General features: G+C 69.6%; 12 protein-coding genes. 1 reads left to right on the forward strand and 11 read right to left on the reverse strand.

Features of this window, described 5'->3' with window-relative positions; translation table 11 throughout:
- Window positions 1–24: 24 nt before the first annotated feature.
- From CLU95_RS10960 to CLU95_RS11000, 9 genes are all read right to left on the reverse strand, one after another.
- Complete coding sequence (locus CLU95_RS10960) at window positions 25–1308, reverse strand: acyl-CoA dehydrogenase family protein (protein WP_099793028.1); 1284 nt, start codon at window positions 1306–1308, stop codon at window positions 25–27.
- Between the two features lie 3 nt (window positions 1309–1311).
- Window positions 1312–1686 carry a DUF6285 domain-containing protein gene (locus tag CLU95_RS10965; protein WP_099793030.1) on the reverse strand — a complete coding sequence of 125 codons (375 nt, stop codon included), beginning with the start codon at window positions 1684–1686 and terminating at the stop codon, window positions 1312–1314.
- Window positions 1686–2702: a phosphotransferase family protein gene (locus CLU95_RS10970; RefSeq protein WP_257214599.1), complete on the reverse strand. Its 1017-nt coding sequence runs from the start codon at window positions 2700–2702 to the stop codon at window positions 1686–1688. Before CLU95_RS10970 ends, CLU95_RS10965 begins: the two co-directional genes overlap by 1 nt.
- Window positions 2692–3687, reverse strand: coding sequence for a branched-chain amino acid ABC transporter permease (locus tag CLU95_RS10975; protein WP_099793032.1), 996 nt, complete (start codon window positions 3685–3687; stop codon window positions 2692–2694). Before CLU95_RS10975 ends, CLU95_RS10970 begins: the two co-directional genes overlap by 11 nt.
- A 40-nt stretch (window positions 3688–3727) precedes the next feature.
- Window positions 3728–4600 (reverse strand): branched-chain amino acid ABC transporter permease, encoded by an 873-nt coding sequence (locus CLU95_RS10980; RefSeq protein ID WP_056577629.1) that lies wholly within the window; start codon window positions 4598–4600, stop codon window positions 3728–3730.
- 13 nt (window positions 4601–4613) lie between these two features.
- The gene (locus tag CLU95_RS10985) at window positions 4614–5333 is read right to left on the reverse strand and encodes an ABC transporter ATP-binding protein (protein ID WP_099793034.1); all 720 of its coding nucleotides are present in this window, start codon (window positions 5331–5333) and stop codon (window positions 4614–4616) included.
- Entirely contained in the window at window positions 5330–6151 is an 822-nt protein-coding gene (locus tag CLU95_RS10990; RefSeq protein WP_099793036.1) for an ABC transporter ATP-binding protein, read from the reverse strand. The genes CLU95_RS10985 and CLU95_RS10990 overlap by 4 nt, the downstream gene beginning before the upstream one ends.
- A gap of 93 nt (window positions 6152–6244) precedes the next feature.
- Window positions 6245–7423 carry an acetyl-CoA C-acetyltransferase gene (locus CLU95_RS10995; RefSeq protein WP_099793038.1) on the reverse strand — a complete coding sequence of 393 codons (1179 nt, stop codon included), beginning with the start codon at window positions 7421–7423 and terminating at the stop codon, window positions 6245–6247.
- Between the two features lie 118 nt (window positions 7424–7541).
- On the reverse strand, window positions 7542–8699 hold the full coding sequence (locus tag CLU95_RS11000; protein WP_099793040.1) for an acyl-CoA dehydrogenase family protein: 1158 nt from the start codon (window positions 8697–8699) through the stop codon (window positions 7542–7544).
- 167 nt (window positions 8700–8866) lie between these two features.
- Between CLU95_RS11000 and CLU95_RS11005 the strand changes: the two genes are divergently transcribed.
- Window positions 8867–9655: an enoyl-CoA hydratase gene (locus tag CLU95_RS11005; RefSeq protein ID WP_099793042.1), complete on the forward strand. Its 789-nt coding sequence runs from the start codon at window positions 8867–8869 to the stop codon at window positions 9653–9655.
- Between the two features lie 24 nt (window positions 9656–9679).
- On the opposite strand, the gene CLU95_RS11010 is transcribed toward CLU95_RS11005, so the two are convergent.
- Window positions 9680–10462, reverse strand: coding sequence for an SDR family NAD(P)-dependent oxidoreductase (locus tag CLU95_RS11010; RefSeq protein WP_099793044.1), 783 nt, complete (start codon window positions 10460–10462; stop codon window positions 9680–9682).
- 63 nt (window positions 10463–10525) lie between these two features.
- Window positions 10526–12676, reverse strand: coding sequence for a fatty acid oxidation complex subunit alpha FadB (fadB, locus tag CLU95_RS11015; RefSeq protein WP_099793046.1), 2151 nt, complete (start codon window positions 12674–12676; stop codon window positions 10526–10528).
- Window positions 12677–12731 lie beyond the last annotated feature (55 nt).

The following is a 12731-nucleotide window of genomic DNA, read 5'->3' on the forward strand; positions in this document are numbered from 1 at the left end:
CGTCAGTCGTCGTCGGAAAGCGGTTCAGGCCGTGGCCCGGTTCGGCCCCATGTAGCCGAAGAGGTGGCCCGCCACCTTGCGCATCTGGATCTCTTCGGAGCCCTCGGTGATGCGGTAGCGGCGGTGGTGGCGGTAGATGTGTTCAAAGGGCTTGTGGCGCGAGTAGCCGATGCCGCCGTGCACCTGCATCGCGCGGTCTGCGGCCTCGCACACCAGGCGGTTGGCCCAGTAGTTGCACATCGAGACCTTGTCGGACAGCCGCTTCTCGACCTGCGGCTTGGGCATCTGGTCCATCTGCCACGCGGTCTTGCGGATGAGCAGGCGCAGCATCTCGACCTGCGTGGCCAGCTCGACCAGCGGAAACTGGATGCCCTGGTTGCGCGCCAGCTCCTCGCCGAAGGGCTTGCGCTCGCGCGCGTACTTGACGCTCTCGCGCACGCAGTAGTCGGCGGCGCCCAGGCTCGACGCGGCCTGGCGGATGCGGTTCTCGTGCACGAAGTGCTGCGCAATGGCCAGGCCGCCATCGAGCGGGCCGAGCACGGCGTCCTCGGGCACCCACACGTTCGTGAAGCTCACGCGCGGGTGGTCGGTGGGCATGTTGAAGGTCCAGAGGTACTCCTCGATCTTCACGCCCTCGGCCTTGGCAGGCACGAGCAAGGCGCTGATGCCGCGCGCGTCGCCATCACGCCCGCTGGTGCGTGCGAACAGCACGCAGTGCGTGGCGGTGTGCATGCCGGTGGTCCACATCTTTTCGCCGTCGATGCGAAAGCCGGCGCGACCGTGGCGTGCCTCGGGCACGGCGCGGGTTGCCATGTGGGTGGCGTCGGAACCGTGCTGCGGCTCGGTGAGGCCGAAGGTCAGGCGCACGCGCTCGTCGAGCATGCCCTGGATGAGTTCGTCGCACTGCGCGGGCGAACCGAAATCTCGGATGGCGAGCACGAAGGGGTTGTTGGCGACGATGGAATGTTCGTTCTGCAGGTCGTTGTGCAGGCCCAGGCCGCGTGCGGCAAAGTGCTCGCGGATCACGGCCATCCAGAGGTTGCTGCCGTCGCGCCCGCCGAACTCGGCCGGCAACGCAAAGCGCAGGTGGCCCGCGCGGTCGGCGCGGTGGCGCGCCTCGGCCAGCAACGCTTCCCACTCGGGGCGCGGCAGGCCGCCGTTCTCGAAGTCGGTGCGGGCCCATTCGCGGCGGTGGTCGAAGAAGCGCTCGTTGTCGTCCTGCGCCTGCAGCGGTGCGATCTCGCGATCGATGAAGGCGTCGAGTTCCTCAAGATAGTCGACGAGGTCGCGGGGCAGGTCGAAGTCCATGGCTCAGTCTTTCTTCTTCGTGCCGGCGGCATAGCCGGGCTGGTCGATGGCGATCTTGTCGCGCGTGGTCTGGCGCAGGTGGTCGATCAGGCCGGGGGTGGCGGCGTCGAGTTCGCCGGTGGCGATGCGGGTGCAGAGCAGGCGGTTGGCTTCGGCCAGTTCGGCGGGGGCGTCGGGGCCCAGCAGTGCGTGCAGCCGCGCCAGTTCACTTGCTTGCGCCGTGAAGCCGAGCTGCACTTCGCGCCGCACGATGTCGAGCGTGTTCGCGGCCACGCGCGCATGGAACGCGACCTGCCCTTCGGTGGCCGGCACCACCTGCTCGCGCAGGAAGGCGGCAACGGCCTCGAGCAGCTCAGCGATGTCGGGGCGGTCCTGCATCAGGCGGCCTCTTCCTCGGGGGCGAGCAGCGCCAGCAGGTCCGACTCGGCCTCCGACGCGCGGCGGCCGATGGCGGCCTTCTCGACATCGCGCTCGCGGCCGCTGAGCCACGCATGCACCATGGCTTCGCAGACGATGCCCCACTTGAGCGTGCCCAGCACCTCCCACCAGCGCACGCGATCGGCATCGACCTGCCCGCCTTCGGCGGTGTAGCCCTCGAACAGCTGCTCGCGTGTGCCGAAGCCGCCCACGGGCAGCGCGCCGTGGCCGAAGCGCCAGGAGCGCACGCACATCCAGCCGAGGTCTTCCATCGGATCGCCGAAGTGCGCCAGCTCCCAGTCGAGCACGGCGCGCAGGCCCTCCTCGCCGACCATCAGGTTGCCGTTGCGGAAGTCGCCGTGCACGAGCACCGGCACGGGCACGTCGGCCGGCGCGTTCGCGCGCAGCCAGCGGAAGGCGAGTTCGAACACGGGGCGCGCGGTGCCGTGGCTGCGGTGCAGGCCGAGCTGGAAGTCGAGTTCCGCGCGCGCGGCGGCCGTGCGCAGCGGCGGCAGGTGGTGCGCGGACAGGCGGTGGATGCGCGCCATGGCGGCGCCGCACTGGCGCGCCAGCACGCGGCGCGCGCCGGCCAGGCGCTCATCGCGCACGATGCGGCGGCCCAGGGTCTCGCCCCCGATGCGGTCCATGACGAAGCCTTCGCCGAGCCCGTCGGCCGGCTGCAGCACATGGCGCACGCCGGGCACGGGCACGCCGCCCGCGCGTGCGGCCTCGATGAGCTGCGCTTCCGCCGCCAGGCCCGCGGTGCCCAGGGCGCGCGCGCCGCTGGCATCGGCTGCGCGGCGCAGCACCAGCGGCTGGGCATGGCCCGCGCCGGTGGTCGTCACATCGAAAGCCCAGGTCTGTTGGCTGGCGCCGCCCGAAAGCCGGCGCACGGCCTGCACCGCATGGCCATCGGGCACGAGCCGCCCGGCCAGCCGCTGCAGTGCGTTCTCGATCAGGGTCGCTTCATCGTGCACGGGCGACGCGTGCCTGGAGCTTGCGCAGCAGCCCGACCACGCCGCCGGGCATCGCGAACATGAAGGCGATCAGCACCACGCCGTACACCGCCCAGGGCGCGGCCTTGGAGACCTTCTCGGCCAGCGAGGGCACGAACATGATGAAGATGGCGCCGAAGATCGCGCCGTACAGCGTGCCCACGCCGCCCACCACGATGCCCACCAGCAGCGAGATCGACAGGAACAGCGTGAACGAATCGGGCGCCACGAACTGCACCGCAATGGCCGACAGCGCACCGCCCACGCCGGTGTACGCGGCCGACACGCCGAAAGTCATCGCCTTGTAGTGGCTGTTGTCCACACCCATCGCCTCGGAGGCCATGGCGTGGTCGCGGATGGCGCGCATGGCCCGGCCGCTGCCGCTTTGCAGCAGGTTGTGGGCAATGAAGAACATCACGACCGCGACGAACAGCGAGAACAGGTAGAGCCACTGGTCTTCGTTCAGCGGCAGGCCGAAGGGCGCGGCGGGCTTCATGAGCACGATGCCCTGCACGCCGCCGGTCCAGGCCTCGAGGTGCTTGTACTTGAGCAGCTGCGGCATCGCCACGCCGAGCGCGAAGGTGGCCAGCGCCAGGTACAGCCCTTCGAGCTTGAGCGCGGGCCGCCCGAACAGGTAGCCGACGATCAGGCACACCACGGCCGCCGCCGGCACCGTGAGCCAGTAGGGCACGCCCGCGTGCTCCATGAGGATGCCGGTGGTGTAGGCCCCAATGGCATAGAAGGCGCCGTGGCCCAGCGAGATCTGGCCGTTGTAGCCCGTGAGGATGTTCAGGCCCAGCAGCGCAATGGCATACGAGATCACCATGGTCGCCTGGAACAGCTGGTAGCCGCGCGCCACGAAGGTGATGCCAATGGCCAGCACGATCAGCAGGCCGACCCACATGAGCGGAGAGCGCGAGGGCTTGGCGACGGCGCGTGCATCGGCCGACCCGGCGAGCGGTGCCATGGCGGTCGGCAGGGAGGAAGCTTGAGGAGAGTTCATGCGATCAGACCCGGGTGACCAGCTTGCGGCCCATGAGGCCGGAAGGCTTGACGATGAGCACGCCGACGATCAGCACCAGCGCCACCGACAGCTTGAGTTCGGTGCCCACCACGTAGGTGCCGATGAGGTTCTCGAGCACGCCGACGATGAAGCCGCCGAGCACCGCGCCCACGGGGCTGTCGATGCCGCCGATGAGCGCACCGGCAAAGGCGTAGAGCAGCACGCCGGTCATCATGTGCGGGTCGAGAAAGACCACGGGCGCGACCATCATCCCGGCCACCGCGCCGATGGCGCCGGCCAGGCCCCAGCCCAGCATGAGCATGCGACCGACATTGATGCCCACCAGCCGCGACGAGGCCGCGTTCTGCGCCGCGGCGCGCATCGCCAGGCCCAGCGGCGTGAAGCGGAAGAACGCGAACAGCAGCAGCACCACCAGCAGCGTGACGCCGATGGCGCCCATTTCGTGCGCCGACATCATGGCGCTGCCGAACCACGCGTCCGACGGGAACGGGCTCGGGAACTGCTTGATGGTGTAGCCGAAGAGCCAGCCCGCCAGGCTGTGGAAGATCACCAGCAGGCCGATGAACACCACCACCACCGACAGCGCCGGCTTGTCGTGCATGGGCCGGATGACGGTGAACTCCACCACGGCCGCGAGCACGAAGGACAAGGCCACGGTCGCGACGAAGGCGGCCCAGTACGGCAACCCGGCCTGCATGAGGCTCCAGGCGATGAAGGTCGAGAACATCGCCATCTCGCCCTGCGCGAAGTTGATGTGGTGCGTGGCCTGGTAGATCATCACCAGCGCCAGCGCAACGCTGGCGTAGATGCCGCCGGTGGCCAGGCCCGCCAGCAGTTGGTGCAGGAATGCGTTCATCGGTGTGAGGCCCTTATTCGCCCAGGTACGCTTTGCGCACGGCGTCGTTGCGGCGGATCTCGGCGGCGGTGCCCGAGAGCACGATGCGGCCGGTTTCCAGGAGGTAGGCCGAATCGGCCAGGTCGAGCGCGAGCTTGGCGTTCTGCTCCACCAGAAGAATCGACACGCGCTCTTCCTTGTTGATGCGCCGCATGATCGAGAAGATGTCCTTCACGATGAGCGGCGCAAGCCCGAAGGACGGCTCGTCGAGCAGCAACAGGCGCGGCTTGCCCATGAGCGCGCGGCCGATGGCGAGCATCTGCTGCTCGCCGCCCGACAGCGTGCCGGCCTGCTGGGCACGGCGTTCGCGCAGGCGCGGGAAGTAGCCGAACACGCGTTCCATGTCGGCATCGATGCCTTCGCGGCTGGCACGGGCGTAGGCGCCCAGCCGCAGGTTCTCCTCGGTCGTGAGGCCCAGGAAGGTGCCGCGCCCGTCGGGCACGTGGCCCACGCCGGCCTTGGCGATCTGCTCGGTCGAACGGCCGTCGATGCGCTGGCCGGCCAGCATGATGCGGCCCTCGGTGCTCACCATCATCTGGCACAGCGCGCGCAGCGTGGTGGTCTTGCCGGCGCCGTTGGCACCCAGCAGCGCCACGACCTGGCCTGTGGGAATGTCGAGGTCGATGCCTTGCAGCACGCGCGTCGGCCCGTACGCAGCGTGCAAGCCGCGCACTTCGAGAATGTTCGTCGTCATGCCATCGCCTCCGCTTCTTCTTCCTCTTCACCCAGGTAGGCGCGGATCACCTCGGGGTGCGCGCGCACCTCGGCCGGCGTGCCCTCGGCGATCTTCTTGCCGAAGTTCAGCGCCACCACCTGGTCCGACACGCCCATCACGAGGCTCATGTGGTGTTCGACCAGCAGCACCGTCACGTTCAGGCGGTCGCGGATGTCGCGGATCAGCGTGCCCAGGCTTTCGAGTTCTTCGTGGTTGAGGCCGCAGGCCGGCTCGTCGAGCAGCAGCAGCTGCGGCTCGGCCGCCAGTGCACGCGCCAGCTCGACGCGCTTCTGCGTGCCGAACGGCAGGTCGGCCACTTCACGCTCGGCCACGGCCTCGAGGTCGAGAAAGTGGATCAGCTGGTCGGCCCGCGCCCGCGCCTGCGACTCGATGGCCGCCACGCCGGGCAGCCGGAAGGCGTTGCGCAGAAAGCCCGCGTGGTGCTTGCTGTGGCAACCCACCAGCACGTTGTCGCGCACGGTCATCGTGCGAAACAGCGCCAGGTTCTGGAAGGTGCGCCCGATGCCCAGGCCCGCCATGCGGTGGCGCGGCAGGCGCGTGAGCGGTTGGCCGTCGAACTCGATGCGGCCGGCGCTGCACTCGTACAGGCGCGAGAGACAGTTGAACAGCGTGCTCTTGCCCGCCCCGTTCGGTCCGATGAGGCCGCAGATCTGGCCCCGCCGCACGTCGAACGAGACGCCGTCGAGCGCCACGATGCCGCCGAAGCGCACCGACACCGCGTCGATGCGCAACAGGGGGGTGTTCGTCTTGTCTCCGCGATCGTTGTCATGAATCATGCGTCGATCTCTTTTTTTGAGGGAACGGAAAAGGTCAGCGCCGCCCCCGCGGGCGCTGCCAGGTGGGCGGCGCAAAAAGGCCGCCCGGCTTCGTCAGAGCCGTTCGATGATGGTCACATTCGCCATGCCGCCGCCTTCGCACATCGTCTGCAGGCCGTAGCGCTTGCCGCGCTGGCCCAGGGCGTTCACGAGCGTGGTCATCAGCTTGGTGCCCGAGGCGCCCAGCGGGTGGCCCAGCGCAATGGCGCCGCCGTTCACGTTGATGCGGGCCGGGTCGGCGCCCAGCGCCTTCAGCCAGGCGATGGGCACGGGCGCGAAGGCTTCGTTGACTTCGTACAGGTCGATGTCCTCGATCTTCATGCCGGCCTTTTGCAGCGCGCGCTGCGTGGCGGGCAGCGGGGCCTCCAGCATGATGACCGGGTCGTGGCCCAGCACGCTCATGTGGTGGATGCGCGCCAGCGGCTTCACGCCCAGCGTCTTCAGGCCGCGCTCGTTCACGACCATGAGACCGCTGGCGCCGTCGCAGATCTGGCTGGCGGTGGCCGCCGTGCAGCGCCCGCCTTCTGCGATGAGCTTGACGCCGGCGATGCTCTCCAGCGTGGCGTCGTAGCGGATGCCTTCGTCGGTGGTGTGCAGCTCGCCGGTCTCGGTGCCGTCGGCCATGCGCACGGCCACGGGCACGATCTCGCGCTCGAAGTGGCCGGCCTTCGTGGCGGCGATGGCGCGGTGGTGGCTTTCGAGCGCGTAGCGGTCGAGCGTGTCTTTCTCAATGCCGTAGTTGCGCGCGATCATCTCGGCGCCCGTGAACTGGCTGAACTGGATGCCGGGGTAGCGCTTTTCCATGCCGGGGCTCACGTAGAAGCCCAGGTTGTTCTTCAGCGGCAGCGTGGTGGGCAGGCCCATGGGCACGCGGCTCATGCTCTCGACGCCGGCGGCGATCACGATGTCCATCGTGCCCGACATGACGGCCTGCGCCGCGAAATGCAGCGCCTGCTGCGACGAGCCGCACTGGCGGTCGACCGAGGTGGCGGGCACCGACTCGGGCAGGCGCGAGGCCAGCAGCGCGTTGCGCGCAATGTTCGAGGCCTGCTCGCCGGCCTGGCCGACGCAGCCCATGATGACGTCTTCGATCAGCGCGGGGTCGGCGTCGGTGCGCTCCACGAGCGCGTTGAGCACCTGTGCGGCCAGGTCGGCCGGGTGCCATCCGGCGAGGCGGCCGTTGCGGCGGCCTCCGGCGGTGCGCGCGGCGGCGACGATATAGGCTTCGGGCATGTGAAATCTCCGGTGATGGGTTCGGTTCGACAGTCCAGCGCATTGTTGGCGCCGCACCGCCGCACAGCGTCGTCGGAACCGACGATTTTGGGCGGCGGCGCCTTGCGCCCCTGCGCTCTCAGGCCTTGGCGAGGCGCTTGGCCATGCTCCAGCGGTGCACTTCCGACGGGCCGTCATAGATCCGGAAGGCCCGCATGTCGCGGAAGATGCGCGCGGCCACGGTCTCGTCCGACACGCCGCTGGCGCCGAGGATCTGCACCGAGCGGTCGACCACGCGCCATTCGGCCTCCGAGCACAGCACCTTGGCCACACTCGACTCGTGCCGGCCCTTGCCGCCCTGATCGAGCACCCACGCGCAATGCCAGATGGTCAGGCGCGAGACGTGCAGGTCCATGTCGTTGTCGGCCAGCATGAAGCCCACGCCCTCGTGCTCCACCAGCGCATGGCCGAAGGCCTGGCGGCGGCGGGCGTAGTCGGTGGCGAGCTCGTGCACGCGGCGCGCGGCGCCGAGCCAGCGCATGCAGTGCGTGAGGCGCGCGGGCGCGAGCCGCACCTGCGCGTAGCGAAAGCCCTCGCCGACGGCGCCCAGCACGTCGGCGGCGGGGACGCGCAGGCCGTCGAAGCGCACCACGCCGTGGCCGCCGGTGAAGCAGCTGTCGAGCGCGTCGATCTGCCGCTCGATCACGATTTCGGGCTGGTTCATGTCGGCCAGGAACATGGTCGACGAGCCGTCTTCCATGCGCGCCATGATGATCGCGAAGCCCGCGCCGGTGGCGCCGGTGATGAACCACTTGCGCCCGGTGATCACGTAGTGGTCGCCGTCGCGCACGGCCACGGTCTGCATCATCGACGGGTCGGAGCCGGCGCCGGGCGGCGGCTCGGTCATGCAGAAGCACGAACGCACGTAGCCGTCGATGAGCGGCTGCAGCCAGCGCGCCTTCTGCGCCGGCGTGGCCACCACTTCCATCAGGTGCACGTTGCCTTCGTCGGGCGCGTGGATGTTGAGCGCCACCGGGCCGAGCGGCGAGTAGCCCGCCTCCTCGAACACGATGGCCTTGTCGATGTGCGACAGGCCCAGCCCGCCGTGCTCCTTCGACGCATGCGGCGTGAGCAGGCCGGCGCGGCGTGCGCGCGCCACGAGTTCGTCGCGCAGCGCTTCGGCGGGGCCGTGCGAATCCTGCCGGGGGTCGGATTCGAGCGGCATCACCTCCTCGGCGATGAAGCGGCGCGTTCGTTCCTGCAGGTCGAGCTGGGCCGGTGTGAGGCTGAAGTCCATGGTGGGACGCTCCTTCTTTCTCTCAGTGGATTCAAAAACGGATTGAAGACAATGCGGCGCATGGTGCCGATGCGGGCGCGGGTTTCGAGTCGTGAGCGGGACAAGCCCGCCGGATTCGTCCGTTCCGACGATGCCCCGGCCCGGCCTGCCCCCAACACTGACACGCCATGAACACACCTGCAACCGACGACGCCGACATCCTCCTGCTCACCCGCCCGCAGGACGGCTGCGCCTGCCTCACGCTGAACCGCCCGCAAGCGATGAACGCCCTGTCGCTTGCGCTGCGGCGCGCCCTGGTGCGCACGCTCGACACGCTCGCGCAGGACGACAGCGTGCGCGTGCTCATACTCACCGGCGCGGGCCGCGCCTTCTGCGCCGGCCTCGACCTGCGCGAGATCGACCCGGGCGCGATCACCGGCAACGCCGGCACCGACGTGGCCACCGCGCTCGCGAACTTTCCGCGCCCGGTGATCGGTGCCGTGAACGGCGCGGCCATCACGGGCGGCCTCGAGGTGGCGCTGGCCTGCGACCTGCTGATCGCGTCGAACGAGGCGCGCTTTGCCGACACCCACGCACGCGTCGGCGTGATTCCGGGGTGGGGGCTGTCGCAGCGGCTGTCGCGGCTCATCGGCATTGCGCGTGCGAAGGAGATGGCCTTCAGCGGCAACTTCGTCGGCGCCGAACAGGCCGAGCGCTGGGGGCTGGTCAACCGCGTGACGACGCCCGAACAGCTGATGCCCGAAGCGCTCGCGCTGGCCGCCGACATCGCGAGCGCGCTGCCCGAGATGCTGCCGGTCTACAAGCGCCTGATCGACGACGGCCATGCGCGCAGCTTTGCCGAAGGCATGGCGCTGGAGCAGGTCGCCACGCGCGAGTGGGCGGCGTCGCTCACGCCCGAGGTGCTGCGTGCACGGCGCGAGGCGGTGCAGGCGCGGGGGCGTGCGCAGAAGGGCTGACGACAGCCCTTCTGCGCCCCGGCGTCAGCGCGGCGCCATCCGGATCGCGCCGTCCAGCCGCACGCTCTCGCCATTGAAGTAGCCGTTGGTGATCATCAGCTCAGCCAGCGTCGCGTACTCGGCCGGGTTGCCCAGGCGCTTGGGGAAGGGCACCGAGGCGGCCAATGCGGCCTTCACGTTGTCGGGCGCGCCCTGCAGCAGCGGCGTGTTGAAGATGCCCGGCAGGATGGTGTTCACGCGGATGCCCTCGCCCATGAGGTCGCGCGCAATGGGCAGCGTCATGCCGACGATGCCGGCCTTCGAGGCGGTGTAGGCGGCCTGGCCCATCTGGCCGTCTTGCGCCGCGACCGAGGCGGTGTTGACGATGGCGCCGCGCTCGCCGTCTTCCAGCGTGTCGAGCGTGAGCATGCCGGCCGCCGACTTGGCGATGCAGCGGAAGGTGCCCACGAGGTTGATCTGGATGATGCGGTCGAAGTTGGCGAGCGGAAAGTGCTTGATCTCGCCCGAGGCCTTGTCGCGGCTCGCAGTCTTCACCGCGTTGCCGGTGCCGGCGCAATTAACCAGCACGCGCTCCTGGCCATGCGCGGCGCGGGCTTTGGCAAAGGCTGCATCGACCTGCTCCTCGGAGGTCACGTCGACCTTGCAGAACACGCCGCCCAGTTCCTTGGCCAGGGCCTCGCCCTGCGCCTCGTTGAGGTCGAACAGCGCGACCTTCACGCCGTGGCTGGCCAGGCGGCGCGCGGTGGCGGCCCCGAGGCCCGAGGCGCCGCCCGTGACGACGGCGGCAATGCTGGAATCGAGTTGCATCTCTTGTTGTCCTTGGATAGTGAGAGAGAGAAAGAGAAAAATGAAAAACGAAACGCCTGCCGTTCAGACCGGGTAGTAGCGCAGCTTCTGCGCTGCCATCTCGCGCATGCGCGCCGTGGGCACATACGGCGCGCCGAGCGCCGCATGTTTGTCGCACAGCGCCACGACGCGGTCCAGCCCGAGCCAGTCGGCGTACTTGAGCGCGCCGCCGGCATAGGCGGGGAAGCCCACGCCGAGCAGCAGCGCCATGTCGAGCTCGGCCGGCGTGGCGACCACGCCGTCTTCGAGCGCGTGCGCAGCCTCGACGACCATCGGCAGCATCATGCGTTCGACGATCTCCGCATCGGCGAAGTCGCGCCGGCCCTGCGGCTGCAGCGTGGCAACCAATGCATGCGCCTCGGGCGCGGCGGACTTGCGCGGTCGGCCCGTGGGGTCGTTCTCGTAGCGGTAGAAACCGGCGCCGTTCTTCTGGCCGTAGCGCTTGTTCGCCACCATGAGCTTCACGGCATTGCGTTCCAGGGCCGGCATGCGTTGCGGGTAGCCCGCGGCGATCACGTCGCCCACGTGCGCGCCCACGTCCATGCCCACCACGTCCTGCAGGTAGGCCGGGCCCATGGGCCAGCCGAAGGCTTCCATCGCGCGGTCGACGGCCTCGAAATCGGCGCCATCGGCCACCAGCTGCACGAAGGCGTTGATGTACGGCGTGAGGATGCGGTTGACCAGGAAGCCCGGGCAGTCCTTCACCACGATGGGCGTCTTGCCCATGGCCACGGCATAGCCCACGGCGGTGGACACGGCCGCGTTGCTCGTCTTCGCACCCTGAATCACTTCCACCAGCTGCATCACCGGCACGGGGTTGAAGAAGTGCATGCCGACAAAGTCTTCAGGCCGCGCGAGCGGCTGGGCGATGTCGTCGATGCGCAGGCTCGAGGTGTTCGAGGCGATCACGGTGCCGGGCTTGACGCTGCCTTCCAGCGCGGCCAGCACCTTGCGCTTGACCTCGAGGTTTTCGACCACGGCCTCGACCACGCAGTCCACCGTGTCGAAGCCGGCCTCGTCGAGCTGCGGCACGATCGACGCCTGAATGGCATCGGCTTTTTCCTGCGCGAGCCGGCCGTTCTTCACCTGCTTGGCGAGCTGCTTGCCGGCCTCGGCCATGCCCAGGTCGAGCTGCGGCTGCGCGATGTCCTTCATGCGCACCGGCATGCCGCGCAGTGCGCTGGTGTAGGCGATGCCGCCGCCCATGATGCCGGCGCCGAGCACGGCCGCCTGCTTCACCGGACGGCCTTCGCGCGCGTGGCGCTTGTAGAGCTTCTTGAGCGCCTGGTCGTTGAGGAAGGCCTGCACCAGCGAGGCGGCGGCCTGCGTCTTCGCGACGCGGCCGAAGGCGGCCGACTCGAGGTCGAGCGCGCCCGCGCGGTCGCGGCCTGCGGCCTCGGCCATCATTTCGAGCGCGATGAGGGCTGCGGGCTGGTGCTTGCCGCTGCGCGCCGCCACCTGCGTGCGCGCCGTCTCGACCAGCGCGCCCGCCTCTTGGGCCGACAGCGCCAGCGGCGCGCGCTTGCGTTGCTGCGCGGCCTGCCAATCGACCTCGCCGCGCACCGCACGCTGCAGCAGCGCGAGCGAACGGTCGCGCAGGGCCTCGGGCGCCGCGACCTCGTCGGTCACGCCCGCGGCCAGCGCGGCCGGCGCCTTGGCCGGCTTGCCGCTCGCCACCCAGTCGATGGCCGTGGCCAGGCCCGCCAGGCGCGACAGCCGCACCGTGCCGCCGAAGCCGGGGAACAGGCCGAGCTTCACCTCGGGCACGCCGACCTGGGCCGTGTCGGCCATCACGCGCAGCGGCGCGAGCATCGCCAGCTCCAGCCCACCGCCGAGCGCGAAGCCGTTGATGGCGACCACGCTGGGCACGGCCAGATCCTCGAAGGCGTTGAACAGCTCGTTGCTGGCGCGCACGCCGCGCGCGATGTCGGCCTCGGCCTGCTGGAAGGTGGCGCCGAACTCGGTGATATCGGCGCCGACGATGAACACGTCTTTCGCGCTCGTCACCAGCACGCCACGCACGGCGGGCGAGGCCGCGATGCGTTCGGTGGCCTGGCGGAACTCGTCGACGGTGCGCGCGTCGAGCTTGTTGATGGCCTCGCCGCGCCGGTCGAAGCGCAACTCCACCAGCCCGTCCTGCAACGGCAGGACTTCGATACTTTCGCCTTGGAACAAAGGGGTCTCCTCGCGGCCGGCGACGCGCCAGCCTGTGGGAAAAAGTTTAGGGACG

The sequence above is a fragment of the Variovorax sp. 54 genome, from assembly GCF_002754375.1.
Classification (GTDB): domain Bacteria; phylum Pseudomonadota; class Gammaproteobacteria; order Burkholderiales; family Burkholderiaceae_C; genus Variovorax.